A 17,962-nucleotide genomic window follows, 5' to 3' on the forward strand; every position below is an offset into this window, starting at 1 on the left:
TATTATGAGGCAGTCTTGTCCAATTGAGGAGGCAGAGTCATTTTATGAGAAAACTAAGTAGAAAGATATCGCTACAGTTTCTGCTCTTCGTCCTGGCAGTCTTGACTGTCCTTGTGGCTCTGCTTTCCGTTACATTTGTCCACACAGCGACCGACGAATACAAGAATTATCTAAGCTCAAAGAAGCAATCCGTCTTTCAGTGGTTCATCGACTTGCGCAAGGATATGAAGGTTTTTGTCGACGGTTATTCGCTTGAGGGAGTTATTGATGATGGTTGCGATATTCTCGTTCGACTTGGAGACGAGCGAAAGATAATTCTTAACAGGCCAGCCATCTCAGAAGGGCAGTTAAACGAAATCCAAGAAGCAGAAAACGGATTCAAAATGCTCGAGGGACAGCTCGTCTACTTCTCGACTGTAGAGAGCAACGAATCGCAATACGTTGCCGGAATTGTCTTCGACAATGAAGATGTGGAAGAACTGTCGGCATTCCTTGGGCAGGACGGAATCGCCTTCCTTCTGATCGATGATCACTTCGTAATCCCGAGAGAGTTCTCGGATTCCGGCCTCTATGTGAGAACCGTGCTGGATGAGGAGAGGTGGTCAAGTGAAATCCCATTCACCGTGAGCGAACCGAGGCCCGCCTTCTCCCTCTTCTCCTCGGGATCGCTGTTCTTGGCCGACAAGGTTTCGATTGGCGGAGCCGACATCTATGTGTTGCAGTCTGAGGGTCTAATGGTGATGCTCAGGAATAGGCTACTCCCAATACTCAGCATTGTGTTACTCGGGGTATTCGGCTTTTCCTTCGTGCTGTCCTTCACTCTCAACGCCCATATATCCAAGGCCCTGTCGGAGCTGCTGAAGGGTTTCGAGTCGATAAAGAAGGGCTCCTTTGTCAGGGTTAAACTCAATTCTAATGACGAGCTGGGCGAGATCGCCTCCGAACTGAACAACACGATGGTCTTCATTGAAAAGACGCTTGACAGACTGAAGAATTCGAATGAAATGCTCAGGAAGGTTTCGAAGGAGGCACAGCAGGCCAGCAAGATGAAATCGGAGTTTCTGGCAAACATGTCGCACGAGATGCGCACCCCTATGAATGCGATTCTCGGTTTTGCCGAGCTTTTGATGAACGATGAGACAAATCTGGAAAAGATGAAGTATCTCAAGACAATATACAGGAGCGGGGAACATCTTCTCAGTCTCATAAACGATGTTCTAGACCTCTCAAAGATCGAAGCAGCGAGATTCGATCTGATAATTTCCCCGTACAGCCCTGCAAAGCTGGTGAAAGAGATCACCGAAACATATCTGCCCATGGCGTATTCGAAGGGATTGCATTTCGCAAACAGCATTACAGAAAGGGTTCCAGAATACGTCGATGGAGACGAATTTAGGATGAGACAGGTCTTGACCAATCTGGTATCCAACGGACTCAAGTTTACTGACAAAGGTTACGTTTCAGTGCTTCTCGATTACGATGGCCACCACCTGATATACACGGTTCAGGATACAGGTTCGGGAGTCTCCAGAGAAGAGATAGACAAGATCTTCGAGCCCTTTATTCAGGCCGATGGTACGATGTCGAGGAAGTTTGGCGGAACGGGACTCGGTTTAACCATAACGAAGAAGATCGTTGAACTGATGGGCGGATCAATACGCTTCGAGAGCAAAGTTGGCGAGGGTTCGAAAGTCACAGTTAGGATTCCTTCTCACGTTTCTAAGGAAGTACCGAAGCAAAAGGAGAAACCCGAATTGCCGCCAACGGGAAAGGTTGTTGTTGCCTCTGACGACGAGGACTTCCTGACAATCGTCGGCGCGATGCTCAAGAGAAATGGAGTGCACTACGAATCTGTGAAAAACCTTTCGAATCTCTCGAGAGCTGTAAGGGAATTAGGTGCGTCCCTTGCAGTGGTAGACGCGCCAAAGAATGCCGATGATGCCCTTGCCGCGCTAGATGGGATCAGCGAAGCTGCCGTCATTGTGATCACAGATGCCACCGAGAACGAAATCCATTTCGGGAAGAAAGTAAACGAAATAATTCAGAAGCCCGTGAAGGAAGACGAGCTCATGAGCAAGATCAGCAACTACTTCGATCTCGGCCCCAGGCAGGACAACGTCAAATACAGGATATTGCTAACGGAAGACAACGAAGCCAATCAGCTGCTTATAAAAGAAGTTCTCGAAAAGGCCGGTTACTCTGTCGACCTTGCCGGAAATGGCAAGCAGGCGATCGAAATGGTGAGAAACTTCAACCAGTACAATCTCATCCTTATGGATATGCAAATGCCGATCATGGACGGATATGAAGCCACAAAGGCCCTTAGACAAGAGGGTTACAAGATACCAATCGTTGCCCTGACCGCACATACGATGCAGGGAGACGAGGAGAAGACGATCGAGGCCGGTTGTGACGGCTTTTTGGGAAAGCCGGTCAAGCAGTCGGATCTTCTCGAGATCGTGCGATACCACCTGGGCATATTCGGGAAGACCGGTAACAAGAGATCCGGAGTCCGTCCAGTTCAGCGAGATAGAAAGCATTCACCGGACAATATCACAGTCTTCGCGAAGGATATGGGGCTCTCTATGGAAGAGGCCTCGGCCATGTTCGAGGAGTACGGGAAACACATCGACAAGACAGTGGCTACTCTCGAAAGCGCTCTTGAAAGGAAAGACATGGGTTCGATCGCAAGAGAAGGCCACAGTCTTAAGGGTTCCGGCAGAATGTATGGCGTTGAAGAGATTTCCGAGGTGGGCTTCAAAATCGAGACGGCCGGGAAGAACGGCGATGAAAACCAGATATCAGACGGGATAGTAGAGCTAAAGAGAATTTATCGTAAGCTCTGGGAGTGAGGAGCGGCGACTGCAACAGAAGGTCTCTCACTTTTACCTGGGTTTTCAAGGATCGTCAATACTCCCTGAATTTTCTCAGCGAGATGATCCCATACAAATCTTTAGAATGCAATTTACTTCGCTAGAATCCGGTCTATGAAGAACCCTGAACCTCAGCTAGCAGAAATTCTCCGTTTAGAGAAGTACTGGAATTTTCGATATGATAACATTGAGATTATTGTCTCTAACGCCGAAAAACCTGTCCTGACTGGAAAGTTCTAGAACGTAGGCACTGGAACAGTCCCAGGCGAAAATCCTTTGGAAAGAGAGGGGAATAGTATGAGCAAGGTCTTCTTTACAAACATGGAGACGACTCCCGAAATGGGACTTCTGAAAAAAGTCGAGGCCTTACTTAAGAGAGCCGGACTTGAAGATGTGGTCCAGAAGGATAAACTTGTCGCCATCAAGCTTCACTTCGGGGAGTACGGAAATCTCGCATACATCCGGCCAAACTATCTGAGGGTGATCGCCGATCAGATCAAGAAACTGGGCGCCGTTCCCTTCCTCACTGATGCGAACACTCTTTACAAAGGGAGCAGATCAAACGCAGTCGATCATATCACAACCGCCTCCCTGAACGGGTTCACAATGGAGTCGGTGGGCGTTCCCGTGGTGATCGCCGACGGCTTGAGAGGTTCCGATGAAATAGATGTGGAAATTGAGGGAGATTACATAAAGAAGGCTAAGATCGCATCGGCCATAGCTCTCGCCGACTCGCTTGTAGTAGTCAGCCACTTCAAAGGGCACGAACAAACGGGCTTTGGAGGCGCTCTGAAGAATATCGGAATGGGTTCGGCGTCGAGGGCAGGAAAGATGGAGCAACACTCGGAATCGAAACCCGTAGTAAGAGAGAAGAACTGTGTAGCCTGCGGGATGTGTGAAAAGAACTGCCCTACGGGTGCTATTACTGTCGATAGGGTCGCAAGAATAGATTATGAGGTCTGTATCGGATGCGGCCAGTGTATAGCCATGTGCAATTATGGCGCGATGAGTGCAGGTGCCGGAGGAACGCCGGAATCTCTAAGCAAGAAGATCGCCGAGTACGCTCTGGCGGCCTCAAAGGGAAAGAATGCTTTATATATCTCCTTCATAAACAACGTATCGCCAGACTGCGACTGCTGGCACATAAACAGGCCTCCAGTCGTGGAAGACATCGGCATAGTGGCGGGCAGAGATCCCGTAGCGGTGGACAAGGCTTGCATAGATCTGGTAATTGGAAGGCTCGGATACGACCCCTTCGAAAGGGCCCATCCCGGAATTAGCTGGCACCACCAGCTTGAACACGCCGAAAAGATCGGCCTGGGCAAAAGGAGCTACAAACTCGAGAAAGTAGCCTGCTTCGGCAGATAGAAACTTGGATTCGCGTTAGCCTGATTACTTAGTCTAAACCAGATCGGTTATCAATCCCTTTACTATGTCGCCCAGCGTCTCGAGGCTGAACTTTTCTCTTCCTATCTGGAAGTTTTTCTCCGCGGTTTCTTCGTATTTCTCTCTGTCGAAGAGGAGTTCCGTGATCTCTTTAACGGCGCTACGGATAGTCTGCTCCGGCATTTCTGCCAGTCCGTCGCTGTAGATATACCTATCCCCCAGATCTACGAAAGAGATCCCGCTGTTCTGTATATCGCTCTTGAATACGCTGTATCTGAAGAGGGCGAGTGGCTTCCTGTACACAAGCGCCTCCAGAAGCTGGTTGCCCCAGCCCTCGAATACGGTTGGATATATAACGATGTCTGCGACGCCGTACGATTCGAAGAAGGCCGCCTGGCTCAAGGAGGATGAAGAGGAGATGTCGATCGCTTTTACTCCGAGCCGGTTCGCAAGTTCATCTAGCTTTTTCCTGTAGTCCATTGACTGCCTTTCGGTCAATCCGGAATACACGAGGACGGCCCTCCCGGTAAACGGCTCCCCGTTGTAAAGCTTTTTCCCCTTCAAAGATCCCGCGATATCATTGAAAGCTGCGATTAGCCTTATAGAGATCTCAACCGCCTTTCTCTCCGTTATCCTGGTTGCCTGGAGAAAGACGATATCCCCCTTCTCTATCCCGGCCTCGCTTCTGAGCGTTCGAATGCGCTCATCGGAGATAGAGACGGGCCCGCTGAAGTCCATCACATTCGGCACCACGGTAGCCCTGATACCCCTCCTCTCGAAGAGATCGGAAGCGGAGATCGAGTTGATCGTGAGATTCTTGACGTTTGGGAGATCGGGAGGAAAGTAGTTTTCCAGGAGCTCCATGACGCTTCGATAGGGACTGCTGTAATAGGGGCGGTCCCACCAGAAGTCATGGTTGTGAGAGATAAACGGCTTACCCGACTCCTCCGCGAAGTCATGCAGGGCCAGTCCCGCAGGTATAGACCATCCAAGCGACCAGATGTTGTTCGGTATAAGAAGATCGAAGTCGGAGAGAACAGATCTGAAGCTGCCTAGAATCTCGGCGGTTCTGATGGAGAGTTCATCGAGCAGTTCGCTCTCCGATGAAGGCGTCCTGCCGTAGAGCTTCGAATTCAGGATTTCATTTTTCTCGTCGTTGTATTCTATCTCCGGAATCACAATGTCGACACCGGGAGCGTTGTTTCCCGCAATGATCTCCACCGAGTGACCCATTCTCGAGAGAACCTTGCGCCACTTTTCCATTTCAAGGGAGACACCGTCCATCAGTCCGGCCCTGTAATGAATCAAACCCACTCTCACAAGAACACCCCCTTGCCGAATCGTCACAGGAACTCACTACTAATATCCAATAATCTTGCCGGCATGTCAATAGTTCAGATAAGCCATACATTAACGAGCCGTTTGGAACGGGGGGCAAAGATGATAAAATCCATTAATATTTCTATTTTCCTAAGGAAAGACGACTCTTGATGCTTCTATAAGGAGGGACCGAATTGAAGTGTGGAGTAGTGCTTACGGGTTGTGGCTCTGAGGATGGAACGGCCGTTGACGAGGCCATAATGACCTTCCTCGCCCTGGATAAGGCAGGGGTTGAAGTTGTTTCTCTGGCGCTGGACAAGGATCAATACGAGGTTATTAACCACCAGACAGGAAAACCGGCTGAACTTGAACAGAAGCGAAACCAGCTCGTAGAATCTGCAAGACTGCTCAGTAGACCGGTAAACAGCATCGATACCTTCACTGGGGAGGATCTGGACCTGCTCGTCATTCCCGGCGGGAAGGGAGTCTTGAAGAGCCTATCTACTTTTGAAGACGAAGAGGATCACTACAGAGTTAATAAGAGCCTTGAAAGGCTTATCGTGAACTGCTTCTTCGGTAAGAAGCCTTTGGGAGCGATCGGAGAAGGTGTTTTAATACTTGCAAGGGCTCTCGAGAACGTAGCCTCAAATCTTACCGTCACCGCTTCGGGCAATCCCGAAGATAGGATGACCGTCGTCGAAAAGCTGGCCATAGATCATGTCCCCTGTGAAGTCGGTGAAATGTGCGTCGATAAGACAAACAAAGTTGTAACTGCTCCGCTTCTTGTTCGAGAAGATGGCCTCATGAAAAAGAATGAGAGCGTCGAAACCTTCGTCAAGAGGCTGTTCGACCTGCTGCCAGGTTGAATCCTACCATAACGGTTCTCCACTAGGCCTTTTCAGAACGTCTGTAAAGGAGTTCGCTGGCCGTAAAAGAAATTATTGCGATAATGAAGGGAACTAGGTAGAAGATTATTCTGTAGAGTATCAACGCCGCCACAAGAATATCTGGCTTTAAGGAGGGCGAGAAAATTACTACTGTAAGCGCCTCAAAGACTCCCAGGCCTCCGGGAACCTGACTCGACAGACCCGCAAACTGCGACAGAAGGAAGACGCCCAGAACCTCAAGATAACCGATCTCCGGGGGAAGGAGCATGAAGAGAACTCCTGCGGAAAGCAGCCAGTCGAGAATGGATATACCAGTCTGGACCAGCGTGAAAGACTTCCCAGGAAGAGTGAAGCTCCTTCCCTTTATTCTGAACGGCCGTTTCCTGAAGCTAACCACTATCACGTAGAGAACATAGATCCCGGCAGAGGCAATTCCGATAGCCTTCAGTGATCCAAAGGGTACCGTTACGGCACTCTGAAGAACGGGCGGCCATAGTATGAACAATATGCCTGAAAGGGCGAAGAAACCAAGCCAGAAAGTCAGATAGTTGAGGATTATTATTGCGAGAATCTTACCTCCTGCAACACCCCACTTTCCGTATAACCTGAAGCGGACGCTTGTACCCGAAAGAAACGTGAAACCGATATTCTTGCTGAAAGTGTATCCAACGAAAGAAACAAGAGCGGTCGACGTAAATTTCAGTTTGACTCCCGCCCTTCTGGAAGCGATCAGATCATAGAGACTGAGATTGAGGTAAGTCAGAAAGGTCAGGAAGACTGCGATTACAAGCCTCGAAGCTGGAACCTCCCCGACCTTTGCAATGATATCATTTACAGTGTAGCGACTCAGCTCTCGAACGAGAACGTAGATCGAGACGCTGAACAGGATTATACCAAGAAAGGGCAGAAGCCTTCTTAAAGAGAGGAATACTTTTCTTATGTCTATCACTAGAGAATCTCTTTCGGCACTCTAACTCGCACAGTCACCAGTGGATTCACCACCTGGCTTATCATTAGGTCGCATGTGATGCTTGTCAGCATATAGGCTCTTTCAGCGGGGATAGACTTCCAGTCGGCGATGAATTCGATGGCCCTCTTCACCGCCCCGCGGCTCGCCTCTTCCAGAGTCTTCGCACTGAACAAGAGGTAGAAAGCCTCTTCGGTTTCGACGGTGGGACTTTCAACGGGCATCTTATCAATATCTACACTGAGTCTCACCAGGGCTCTTATCTCAACGCCTGTACCGCCGACTTCACCATCCCCCATCCTCGCATGAACGTCGCCGAGGGAGAGATTCCCTCCCTTCACGAAGACCGGAAGATATACTCTTGAACCGGTCGTTATATTTTTCGTGTCGAGGTTTCCGCCATGACTTCCCGGAGTCGTGCAGGAAACGGAACCTTCGGCCGGAGCGTTTCCGATTACACCTATCATAGGCTTTATTTCGATGCGCTCTCCCAGAAACGACATGAAATTGCCGTCAATCTTGACGATCTCGGTGACGCACTCCTTGGAAACGTTGCTGACCGGGCCCCAGAACGGGCAGGTCTCGACAACGCCCTGACTGTCCAGCTCTATCCTCTCTATACTGACTACTATCGTGTCACCCGGCATCGCTCCTTTTACGGCGATGGGTCCGGTGGCCGGATTTACATGAGTGAAGTCGAAGTCTCCTCCGACGGTCTGAGACTCTGAGACGATCCTGTGGCAGAAGCAGTCCTCCGTCTCCACTATTACAGTATCCCCCGGGCTCACTTCCAGAACGGGCTTGTGTTCAGGCGACATATCGTAAACTAATCTGTCTCTTCCAATTCTGTGTAACACGGGACGCACCTCCAATGACTGATATTGTTTCAATACTACCGCGATGTTGTTTTAATCCAAAGAGACATCATATGTTTATTATAATAAGGGAAATCAGCACCATGCCCAAGGAAATCATCTCGAGCTTCTTGAGCTTTTCACCGAAGAACAGCAGGCTTCCAAGACTTATCATCACAACGCTTCCGGCACTGTAAACGGGAAAGACCACGGAACCCTTCATTTCTTCGAGGGCCATTATGAGAAAGAAGGATGAGAAGAGGTTTGGCAGTCCCACGATCAGCCCTACGATTGCTTCCCTCTTATGGAAAGATTTACCGGACCTTTTCAGAAAGAACGCGCTTATCGCGAAAGCGCTTGCAAAGACGCTGAAGAGAAAGACATTCTTGTATCCGCTGACGGTGTAGTTCTGGAACAACTTGTTCATGAATTCGGCCAGTCCGCCGGTGATGAACAACATGATTAAAGCGGCTTTGAAATTCTGCCTCCCCGATCCGAAAGGGTTGTTTACGAGTACGATCGAGAAGATGGCAAGGCCGATCCCGACCCACTGCAGTGCTTCCGGATACTCCTTCCAGACTAGCAAAGAAAGAATCATAGGTATGAGAATCCCGAGCTTTCCGAAAGCTCCGGAAAGGCTTGCCCCACTTTCCCTGACGCTCTTCTGATAAAAGATAAAGGACAGAAAGAAGAAGAGACCGGAAACGAGTCCCAAAGACAAGCCCCAGACTACGCTGCTGGTGAGGCTGAAAAGACGCTCTCCCTTCACTATGACTTCGGCCAGAGATCCTCCCCCTGGACCTACGGCCGGTCTTTCAATCCCTATCATGACGAGCGCTACTAAAAACGCGCTCAGGTAATTGAACGTCGTAACCGCGAGCCTGTTGTAGCTTCTTCCCTCCGTTACCTTGAAAATCATTGCTATAGAGGAACTGGAAAGTATCGCCAGCAAAAGATAGAACACTCCGACCTCCCTGATCCGATGCCTTCTCTTCTTATTTGCAGGTGTAATATATTCTTGGCGACCAAAACAATTATGCCACAGTCTCTCTACGGGATGGTGATTAGATGGCCGAAAGACTGATAGAAGTATTCTCAGGTTCCGACCCCGAAAAAGACCTGAAGGAAATGCTGGAAGAGAAACAGATGATCGGCTACTGGACGGTTAAGACATCGGAAGAGCTTTGGCAGACGAAGATACTGGCGCTTGCCGAGAACAGCGAAAAGATCCTCGACTCTCTCGAGCAGCGCTTCACCCAGGATGAATCCTTCAGGGCAATACTCTTTCAAGTGGAAGCCTCGCTTCCAAGAGCTCAAGAAGAGGAGAAAGAAGAAAAAAATCAGGCCACAGAAGAGGAGAAGAAGCCCAAGAAGGGAATCTTCAAGCGAATAAGCAGAGAAGAGCTGTATCACGACATCTCGGAGATGATCTCGAACGACGCGGTAGACATAGCGATGATAGTATTGTCGGCCATCGTAGCCACGATAGGCCTGGTGAGAAACAGCCCCGCAATAATCATCGGGGCGATGGTGATCGCTCCGATGCTCGGACCAAACGTCGCGCAGTCCTTTGCGACGACGCTCGGAGATTTCGGGCTTCTCGCAAAGTCAGTGAGAACGAATCTTATCCGTATCGGACTGGGCTTTGCCTTCGCTCTTGTCTTCGGACTGCTGTTCAGACTAGATTACACTACTCACGAGATAACCAGTCGAACGGTGGCCAACCTGGGCGACATTGTACTGGCGTTCGCATCGGGAACGGCGGCAGCCCTGTCGATCACTTCGGGTGTTTCCACTTCGCTCATAGGGGTTATGGTAGCGGTTTCGCTTATGCCCCCTCTCGCTGCGGCGGGAATGCTGCTTGGAAGCGGAAATATAGAGGGATTTTCCGGAGCTATACTCCTGTTCTTTGTCAACATTGTCTGTATAAACCTCGCTTCAATCATAACGTTCAGACTTCAGGGGATAGAACCGCGCTCCTGGTGGGAAGCGAATAAGGCGGGCAAGGCAGTGAGGGTTACGATAATTGGCTGGGTAGTCGTTCTCGGACTTCTTGCGCTCTCGCTATTCCTGAGCGAACTTCTCTAGCACGGTAACATATGTTACCGATCGGGGCTCTTCGGTTTGCTAACATAGTACTAGCATTAAATACGAGGTGATGAAGTTGGTGAAGAGTTCAATCGAAAAGGGCAAGGTTGCACTTGACAGACCCGGACTAAAGGGACGGATAATCTACGACAGAGAGAATGCGCAGGCGGTCGTCATTGACATAGGCGAAGGAATGGAATTGGCCGAGCACAAGACACCGGTCGATGTTTTCATACTGGTGCTCGCCGGTAGAGGGATAATCACAGTCGGCGGAGATAAGCATGAAGTTATGAAAGATGACATTATAGACAGTCCAAAAATGATTCCGCACGGAATAGTCAACACCGGAGAGGAGACGATGCGGGTTCTTGTAGTGAAGGCGCCTCATCCATAGAGATTAAGGCCGGGTCTTAGCCTTTCCGACCCGGCCTCTCATTTACTAAGTCTTCAGTTCATCCGAAAAAAGAATTTTCAAGTTATATCGTCGGAGTTCTTATTATAGGTCTGATTCCTCTATTTATGCTGTTCTTCTCATAGATCATTATCTCAAAGGGGATCCTGAAACTGAGAGGGCCCACCGTACCCTTCATACTCCCGAGGCTTCTGTCCCTCGAGAAGTTGATCAGCGTTATGCCCTCTTCCCAGGCGCATCTATGGATCTTACTTACAATCCTTCTGGCACTTCGGATATCGTCCCAGCCGAAATGAAGGACATCCCAGGACCTCAATCGCTCATTCATTCTCGGGATCCTCACCAGAGGTGAAAGAGTCCCCTGAGCGAGCAGTTGAAATGCCCTCAATCCCTTTGGAAGGCGTGTGATTCCGAAGTCCTGCTCGCCGCTCGTATCGAGGACCAGGGCGAATGCTCCTTCCGTCTTGAATAACCTCAATCTCCTCTCTGTAACCATCACCTCGAAGGCCTTCGTACCTTGAAGGAGGAGGTCATGATCCTTCTCGAGAGGTTTGTACAGGTCCAATATCGTTTCGAGGTCTACCTCCCTTTCCACAAAAACCGACTTCTCCTGGGAGGTCTTCCTTACCGGACAGGCATAGAAGTCCAGTGTCGCCGTCGTGGAGAAACCCATGTGCTCGAGAATCTTCTTCGAGGCAATGTTGTCGGCTTTAACCGACGCATATCCGAAATCGAAATCCGTGGGGCCGAGCAGATTCTGCAGTTCCTGAATGATCGATTTCAGCCAGCGGGCGACTTTCAGCCTGTATTGCGGGTTCGTCCGAAGCCCAAAGAGATAGATGGCCTTTTTGATCTCTCCGTTTACGATCAGGTTGTCGATTCCAACACCGATACATCCGATGATGTCATAGGCGTCTTCGGCAATCATAATGAAACCCTCTTCGAAGTACTTCAGTCTTCCAAAGAAGTCCTCTCTGAAGGCGACTAGCCAGATACTCCCCTCCTGAGCCGACTCTCGCTCGATCTTGAGGAGCTTTTCGTTGTCATCGATTGTGGCGAATCTTACATGGATGTTTCCTGCCTTCTTGTCTTCCATCAACGGCTCATGTCTTCAGATGGGAATCGAACCATTCCAGTATTGCCCTTAAACGCTTTTCCCTGTGAATGGGAAGGCCACCTCTGGAAAGCTCGTGGTTCTCTTTCGGGAAGAGCACCATTTTGGCCTCTTTGCCGAGATACCTCAACGCCGTGAAGAACTGCATCGCTTCGGGAACCCAGCATCTGTAGTCTTCAAGGGAGTGAATGAAAAGAATCGGAGTGACGACGTTGGGCGCCGACATTAGAGGGGACTGTCTGAGATAACCCTCGAGGTTGTCGAAGAAATCTCCCCCGGTCTGATCGTTGGCAAAGTAATATCCTATATCCGTCGTGCCAAAGAAGGAAATCCAGCTCGAGATAGACCTCTGGGAGACGGCAGCCTTGAAGGCGTCAGTATGTCCCACAATCCAGTTTGTCATGAAGCCGCCGTATGAGCCCCCGGTGACACCGAGCCTCTCTTCGTCGACGAAATCGTATTCATTTATGACGTACTCGACGATCTCCATTATGTCTTCGAAATCCCTTTCCCCGTAGTGACCCCTTATATCGGCGAAGTCGGTTCCGTAACCGGCGCTTCCCCTCGGGTTACAGTAGATAACTGCATATCCTTCGGAGGCCAGAGACTGAAACTCATGTATATATCCGCCGCCGTATGCAGTCTTTGGCCCTCCGTGGATCTCCACTACGGCCGGGTATTTCTTCCCTTCCTCGAAGTCTACCGGCCTCATTATCCAGCCTTCGATCTTTTGCCCGTCAGAGGCCTCCACTTCGAAGCCCTCCGGTTTTGATAGCTTGATACCCTTCATCCACGAGTTGAAGCTCGTGAGTTTCTTCTTCTTGCCTTTGACAAGGGAGTAGATCTCCAGTGGCTCTGTCGTGGTCATCTCTGAAAGGAGAAGCTCCTCGCCTGCAACATCGAAGCAGTCTATGCTCCCCGAAGAGACAACGATTTCCTCTACCTTTCCTTCTTTATCCATAGAAATGAGTTTTATCTGCGACCCGGCAGTTACCAGCGAAAAGAGCTTTCCTTCTACAACCTTCATGGAAGTGTTTGGCGAGACACCCCTCACATCGCTGTTCAGGCTGTTGCCGAAGTACAGGTCCATTTCTCTGGCGATAGTAGTAAGAGTGAGGGATTCCAGATCAACGTGGACTATGAAGGGATTGGTTGGGAAGCCCTTTTTGAAGTCTGTCGCGACGGCGAAGAGTTCGCTATCGTCTGACCACTCGCAATGATAGAAAGAGAGACTGTCGTCTCCGATTCTCTTCGCAGTTCCGCTTTGTAAATCGAGGACGTATAGACTGCTCCATATCGGCCTCTTCTCCCTGTCTTCGGTTGTTATTACCGCGACGCTCTTTCTCTCGGGAGATAGAACGATGCTTTCGATATCGCCTCCGACGGCCGTAATCGGTTCCATCTTTCCACTTTCGAGTTTCATCTTATATAGATGGCCCACTCTGTTCTCGGTGAATCCAGCGCCGTTAGAGACAAATGGTATTCTGTCTATTTCGTAAACCTTCTTCTCTGGCGGGTCGTCTTCTTCGATCTTCTCGGGATCTTCCCCGGGGGCATGCTTCGTTATGAATAGAACCGTCTCCGAATCGATCCACGAGACAGAGGAGAATCCTCCTTTAAGAGTCTTCACCAGTCTGCTTTCACCGCCCTCAAGAGGCAGAAGATAAAGCCCGGTTCCTTTAGCCTCCTTGTCTCTTTTCGAGACAAAGAGAATGCTCTTGCCGTCTGGACTGACTACGGGAGAACCATCCTTCCCGCCCCGGGTCAGCTGACGGACTTCTTCATTCTTCATGTTGCCGAACCAGATGTTGCTTTCGTACTGGTTCTCCTTCTTGTTCATCATCTTTCTTACAAAGACAAAGTTTTCCCCGTCGGGAAAGATGTGAAGATCGCCCACAGCGGAGTATTTGTAGAGATCCTCAAGCTTCAGCTTCTTCAACTAGATCACCCCTTTCAGAATCATTCTACCAGAATGCGCGGCCTTTCATTCTCGACTTCCTTATGATGCTAAAATTATAGGGAATGAGAGGTGTAAAAGATGATACTCGTGACCCATTTCGACCCCTTCGGGGGAAGTAAAATAAACGCTTCGCAGATAGTCGTGGAGCTTCTAGCGGATATCAGGGAAGACATCGAGCTCATGAGCCTCCCGACGGTCTTCGACGACTGCTTTTCTCGACTGAGGCTGCGGCTTCTAGACAACGTCCCGGAGGCGTTGATCATGGTCGGCCAGGCGGCAGGAAGATCTCTCGTTACTCCAGAGAAGATTGCGATCAATTGGAAGGAATCCGCGACTCCAGACAACAACGGATTTATTGCGACCGGTGAGAAGATAATTCCTGCCTCTCCCGACGCATACTTTTCGAGGCTTCCGGTCGACGGGATCGTCTCGAAACTTAAGGACGAGGGTCTTCCCATCGAGAAATCTTTTTCAGCCGGCGCGTTTGTCTGTAACTACCTCTTTTACAGATGTATGGACTTTCTCACGAAGAGAGCCATAAACATCCCCGCCGGGTTCGTACACATACCGTGCATTCCCGAACAGATAGGTCCGGGAGAAAACAAACCTGCGATAGAGGCGGAAGTTTCGGCAAGCGTCCTTTCAAGGATAATTGATCTTGCAGTGGAGGAGAAAAGATGAAAATAGGGGGCGTTCCTCTCAACATAGTATGGGAGTCTCCAGAGATCAACATGAAGATAATCGAAAGAGTTTTCGCCGGGGCATCGGCAGCCGGTGTTGAGCTAATTGTCTTTCCCGAAACTACCTTGAGCGGGTTCACTAATAACGCCGAAAGAGCTTACGTGAAAGATGCGTGTGGTTTCTTCAGAAAGCAGGTAGATAACCAGGGTATTCCTGCAGTTTACGGCTTTATAGACAGAAGAGGCTCGAAGTTCTACAATTGCGCGGCTTTTCTCGCCCCGGGTTCGGAGCCTTTGATTTACCGGAAGAGAAAGTTATTTTCGTATGGAGGGGAGAATAACGTTTACAGCCCCGGTGACACTAATCTCTCCTTCGAGATGAAAGAGATACTGTTCTCCCTGAACATCTGTTACGATCTTCGTTTTCCGGAGCTCTTCAGGGCCAACTTGCCTGCAGAGGTCATGATAGTGATAGCCAACTGGCCGGAAAAGAGGGCCAATCACTGGCAGGCTCTTCTCAAAGCGAGGGCGATCGAGAACCAGTCATTTGTTCTGGGGCTAAACAGGACTGGGGTCGACGGTAACGGCATAGAATACGATGAGGCCTTTTCAGTACTCTTCGATCAAGATGGTAACGAAGTGGCCTTTGAAGCCGAGAAAGGATTGCTTCTCTGGGAACTGGACTATGAGAAAATGAGTATTCTAAGAAACTGGCGGGAGAGATTCCCCGCCCTAAAGGACATATGAGGCTCTAAACCTTATTAGAAGGTCTGATCCGATCCGCGTTTCAACACCTCTCTCATGAAGAAGTCGTCGACATTTTATATCGAGATCCTGGTGAATCTCTTCTCGTCTGAGTCAACGAAAACTCCGTCGCAACACGGTCCCGTACAATGGGGAGACTTTACAGTAGTAAGATTGCCTGAGCCATGTTCACTAACCAAATCCATAAGCTCCTTACTGACCTCGGAAGAGCATTACATAAGGCACACGCTTCCAGTGCAAACTTCGATAATCAAGGGCAATCTTCCGTTTATCACTCCTTCCACAACAAATTACAAACTTACAGAAGATGAAGCCTAAATCTAACTCAAAGGGAGGTGTTCTTAATCTCCTTCATCTCGACTTTAAGTAAATTCTATTTTGATGCATTAACTCTTTTGAGTAGACTTAATCATGATGCACTTCACCTGTGCAGAAGTTTTTTGGAAGATGATCTTCCGCAGCTTTCTCGAAGATTTCACACTTCTGCTGGTATGATTTCATAGTGGAGGAGAAGAGATGAAGATTCTGATTGTTGAAGACGAGCGTAGTCTGGGCAAATTGCTTAAGGAGTCTCTCGAAAGAGAGGGCTTTGTAGCCGAACTTGCAGTCGACGGGGAAGAGGGGCTTTATATGGCTCTCAACGGTCCATTTGACGTTATTGTCCTGGACATTCTTCTCCCCAAACTCACCGGCTGGCAGGTTCTTGAAAAGATCAGAGATTCGGGAAGCAGAATACCCGTACTGATGCTTACAGCTCTGGATAGCATCGAAGACAAAGTCCGGGGCTTCGACTTAGGAGCCGACGACTATCTTCCGAAGCCATTCGATATCCGGGAACTTGTCGTCAGGATTCAGTCTCTTTTGAGAAGGGCCCAGTTCGGCGGAACTCCTTCAAGGGTTCTTAGAGTAGGAGATCTGGAGCTTGATATGTCGCTAAAGACCGCCAGCAGGGGAAACGAGAAGATAGAACTTAGAAAGAAGGAGTACCAGATCCTTGAATATCTAATGTTAAACAGCGGCAGGGTCGTTCCGAAGAGCGAGCTCGAGGAACATCTCTGGAACGAAGACGACGAACTGTGGTCGGACGTAATCAGAAGCCACATAAAGAACATCCGCAAGAAAATAGACGGAGGGCGAAGAAAGAAGTTAATAAAAACGGTTAGGGGAATGGGCTATGAAATCAGTGACAGGTGAAGGGCTGTCATTCAGAAAGGCAAAGAGGAGATGGACGCTATTCTTCACGCTCATAGTCGTCTCTCTCGTCTCTCTTTTGAGTCTCTTCATTTTCGTCCTCTCCCTCAGGCTTGAAAGAGGGGCAGAGATAACCGCCCTCAACAGAGTTGCGGACAGGATCGAGACCAGAATCGGAAGGGCGCCCTTGATGGCCCTGGAGAGAATGCTCAGAAACTATTCCGGAAATTTAGACCTCTTCACCGCGGAGAATGAGATCCTCGAGTTCGTCACTCCTGACGGAGAGAGCGTTCTTCAGCTCGGAGGAAGAATAAAGAGCAGTGTGCCGTTAGTTGAGGGGACTTCGAAGGCAAAGGTCGTTGATTACAACGACTCAGAACTCGAGTACAACATTCTTACCAGAGCGATTAGAAACATGGCTGGACAGCCGGTCTTCTTTCTTCGCGTTGGAAGATCAACCGAAGGACTGAGCGAAAAATCTACTAGTCTTCTCTTTTCGCTTATTCTACTTATAGTGCTCGTTGCCGCAATCTCCTGGATAGTCGGTCTGGCTCTTGCCGGATACGTTCTCACACCTCTGAGAGAAAGCTACGATAGGCTTCAACGCTTCACCGCGGACGCCTCTCACGAGTTAAAGACGCCCCTTACAGTTATGAGGCTGAGCGTAGATCTACTCAAGAGCAGGCCACTGGAAGGGGAAGCGAGAGATAAGATCGATGCGATTGACGGTGCAACCCGAAATATGCAGAATGTTGTCAATCAACTCCTGCTACAGGCAAAGGCACACAACGATAGCACAGCGGTAATGTCTTCGCAGGATGTGAAACTGCTAGAGTTTCTCGAAGAGATGAAAGAGTATCACAGAACCTTCGCCGAGTCGAAAGATGTCCGAATAATCGTTGAGACAGATGAAGATCTCGTCGTCAAGACTTATCTAGACAAACTTAAAGTGGCGGTTGCGGCCGTGCTCGAAAATGCGATCAAGTTCACCGATGAGAAGAGCGATGTCATTGTTAGGGCTTTTGAGAGAGAAGGTTCACTCCTCATTCAGATCAGCGATTCGGGCCCCGGAATAGCTGACCCGGAAAAGGAAAGGATATTTGACAGATTCTACAAGATAGACGAATCTCACAATAGTTCGGGAAGCGGCATGGGTCTATCCATAGCGAAAGAAATGGTTGGCTCGCTGGAGGGTGAAATAACGGTCGAGAACCGCCCTGGCGGAGGAAGCGTATTTGAAATACGGATACCTTTAAGAAAGCACAAATAGGCTCTTCCTTCGCTGTGCGTGAATGATGCGGTTCGGGGTAGGTGGTTGCGGGTTGGTAAGAGCAAGAGTAGAAGTGATGCTGCCTCCGGCAGGAGGCGAGGCCGCCTTCGTCGGGAAGTGATGCCCGGAAGAACATCCGGGGAAGTGATGCCGCTTCCGCGGGAGGAATTCAGAAGCCAGTCTGCTTTCGCTGGC

Annotated in this window: 15 protein-coding genes; 9 read left to right on the forward strand and 6 right to left on the reverse strand. The window is 49.5% G+C overall.

Annotation, left to right across the window (positions count from 1 at the left end; genetic code table 11):
* The first annotated feature begins 44 nt into the window (after window positions 1–44).
* Entirely contained in the window at window positions 45–2,852 is a 2,808-nt protein-coding gene (locus tag V513_RS09320; RefSeq protein WP_099772527.1) for a hybrid sensor histidine kinase/response regulator, read from the forward strand.
* Window positions 2,853–3,170: 318 nt separating this feature from the next.
* Window positions 3,171–4,241, forward strand: a complete 1,071-nt coding sequence (locus tag V513_RS09325) for a DUF362 domain-containing protein (protein ID WP_099772528.1) — start codon at window positions 3,171–3,173, stop codon at window positions 4,239–4,241.
* A gap of 33 nt (window positions 4,242–4,274) precedes the next feature.
* On the opposite strand, the gene mggS is transcribed toward V513_RS09325, so the two are convergent.
* Complete coding sequence (gene mggS / locus V513_RS09330) at window positions 4,275–5,579, reverse strand: mannosylglucosylglycerate synthase (protein ID WP_099772529.1); 1,305 nt, start codon at window positions 5,577–5,579, stop codon at window positions 4,275–4,277.
* Between the two features lie 194 nt (window positions 5,580–5,773).
* Here mggS and V513_RS09335 point away from each other — a divergent pair, with 194 nt between their 5' ends.
* A complete protein-coding gene (locus V513_RS09335; protein ID WP_099772530.1) occupies window positions 5,774–6,445 on the forward strand; it encodes a DJ-1/PfpI family protein in 672 nt (223 codons plus the stop codon).
* Window positions 6,446–6,467: 22 nt separating this feature from the next.
* On the opposite strand, the gene V513_RS09340 is transcribed toward V513_RS09335, so the two are convergent.
* From V513_RS09340 to V513_RS09350, 3 genes are all read right to left on the reverse strand, one after another.
* Window positions 6,468–7,415 carry a lysylphosphatidylglycerol synthase domain-containing protein gene (locus tag V513_RS09340; RefSeq protein ID WP_099772531.1) on the reverse strand — a complete coding sequence of 316 codons (948 nt, stop codon included), beginning with the start codon at window positions 7,413–7,415 and terminating at the stop codon, window positions 6,468–6,470.
* On the reverse strand, window positions 7,415–8,290 hold the full coding sequence (locus V513_RS09345) for an acetamidase/formamidase family protein (RefSeq protein WP_099772532.1): 876 nt from the start codon (window positions 8,288–8,290) through the stop codon (window positions 7,415–7,417). The genes V513_RS09340 and V513_RS09345 overlap by 1 nt, the downstream gene beginning before the upstream one ends.
* A 67-nt stretch (window positions 8,291–8,357) precedes the next feature.
* A complete protein-coding gene (locus V513_RS09350) occupies window positions 8,358–9,251 on the reverse strand; it encodes a DMT family transporter (protein ID WP_099772533.1) in 894 nt (297 codons plus the stop codon).
* A 104-nt stretch (window positions 9,252–9,355) separates the two neighbouring features.
* On the opposite strand from V513_RS09350, the gene V513_RS09355 reads away from it, so the two are divergent.
* Window positions 9,356–10,375 carry a TIGR00341 family protein gene (locus V513_RS09355; RefSeq protein WP_099772534.1) on the forward strand — a complete coding sequence of 340 codons (1,020 nt, stop codon included), beginning with the start codon at window positions 9,356–9,358 and terminating at the stop codon, window positions 10,373–10,375.
* A gap of 70 nt (window positions 10,376–10,445) precedes the next feature.
* The gene (locus V513_RS09360; protein WP_099772535.1) at window positions 10,446–10,769 is read left to right on the forward strand and encodes a cupin domain-containing protein; all 324 of its coding nucleotides are present in this window, start codon (window positions 10,446–10,448) and stop codon (window positions 10,767–10,769) included.
* An 82-nt stretch (window positions 10,770–10,851) separates the two neighbouring features.
* Here V513_RS09360 and V513_RS09365 read toward each other — a convergent pair whose 3' ends face one another.
* On the reverse strand, window positions 10,852–11,883 hold the full coding sequence (locus V513_RS09365) for a GNAT family N-acetyltransferase (RefSeq protein WP_099772654.1): 1,032 nt from the start codon (window positions 11,881–11,883) through the stop codon (window positions 10,852–10,854).
* 7 nt (window positions 11,884–11,890) lie between these two features.
* Window positions 11,891–13,840 carry a S9 family peptidase gene (locus V513_RS09370; RefSeq protein ID WP_099772536.1) on the reverse strand — a complete coding sequence of 650 codons (1,950 nt, stop codon included), beginning with the start codon at window positions 13,838–13,840 and terminating at the stop codon, window positions 11,891–11,893.
* Window positions 13,841–13,939: 99 nt separating this feature from the next.
* Here V513_RS09370 and V513_RS09375 point away from each other — a divergent pair, with 99 nt between their 5' ends.
* From V513_RS09375 to V513_RS09390, 4 genes are all read left to right on the forward strand, one after another.
* Window positions 13,940–14,542 (forward strand): pyroglutamyl-peptidase I family protein, encoded by a 603-nt coding sequence (locus V513_RS09375; RefSeq protein ID WP_099772537.1) that lies wholly within the window; start codon window positions 13,940–13,942, stop codon window positions 14,540–14,542.
* On the forward strand, window positions 14,539–15,288 hold the full coding sequence (locus tag V513_RS09380) for a nitrilase-related carbon-nitrogen hydrolase (protein ID WP_099772538.1): 750 nt from the start codon (window positions 14,539–14,541) through the stop codon (window positions 15,286–15,288). Before V513_RS09375 ends, V513_RS09380 begins: the two co-directional genes overlap by 4 nt.
* Window positions 15,289–15,822: 534 nt before the next feature.
* Window positions 15,823–16,500, forward strand: coding sequence for a response regulator transcription factor (locus tag V513_RS09385; RefSeq protein ID WP_099772539.1), 678 nt, complete (start codon window positions 15,823–15,825; stop codon window positions 16,498–16,500).
* Window positions 16,481–17,767, forward strand: coding sequence for a sensor histidine kinase (locus V513_RS09390; protein ID WP_099772540.1), 1,287 nt, complete (start codon window positions 16,481–16,483; stop codon window positions 17,765–17,767). The genes V513_RS09385 and V513_RS09390 overlap by 20 nt, the downstream gene beginning before the upstream one ends.
* The last annotated feature ends 195 nt before the right edge of the window (window positions 17,768–17,962 follow it).

This window comes from Mesotoga sp. H07.pep.5.3 (assembly GCF_002752615.1).
Classification (GTDB): domain Bacteria; phylum Thermotogota; class Thermotogae; order Petrotogales; family Kosmotogaceae; genus Mesotoga; species Mesotoga prima.

Excerpts from the sequence above, each read along its gene's own strand:
- V513_RS09320 (WP_099772527.1), top strand. The coding sequence starts at position 45 with ATGAGAAAACTAAGTAGAAAGATATCGCTACAGTTTCTGCTCTTCGTC.
- V513_RS09325 (WP_099772528.1), top strand. The coding sequence starts at position 3,171 with ATGAGCAAGGTCTTCTTTACAAACATGGAGACGACTCCCGAAATGGGA.
- V513_RS09355 (WP_099772534.1), top strand. The coding sequence starts at position 9,356 with ATGGCCGAAAGACTGATAGAAGTATTCTCAGGTTCCGACCCCGAAAAA.
- V513_RS09360 (WP_099772535.1), top strand. The coding sequence starts at position 10,446 with ATGAAGTTGGTGAAGAGTTCAATCGAAAAGGGCAAGGTTGCACTTGAC.
- V513_RS09365 (WP_099772654.1), bottom strand. The coding sequence starts at position 11,883 with ATGGAAGACAAGAAGGCAGGAAACATCCATGTAAGATTCGCCACAATC.
- V513_RS09375 (WP_099772537.1), top strand. The coding sequence starts at position 13,940 with ATGATACTCGTGACCCATTTCGACCCCTTCGGGGGAAGTAAAATAAAC.
- V513_RS09380 (WP_099772538.1), top strand. The coding sequence starts at position 14,539 with ATGAAAATAGGGGGCGTTCCTCTCAACATAGTATGGGAGTCTCCAGAG.
- V513_RS09385 (WP_099772539.1), top strand. The coding sequence starts at position 15,823 with ATGAAGATTCTGATTGTTGAAGACGAGCGTAGTCTGGGCAAATTGCTT.
- V513_RS09390 (WP_099772540.1), top strand. The coding sequence starts at position 16,481 with ATGAAATCAGTGACAGGTGAAGGGCTGTCATTCAGAAAGGCAAAGAGG.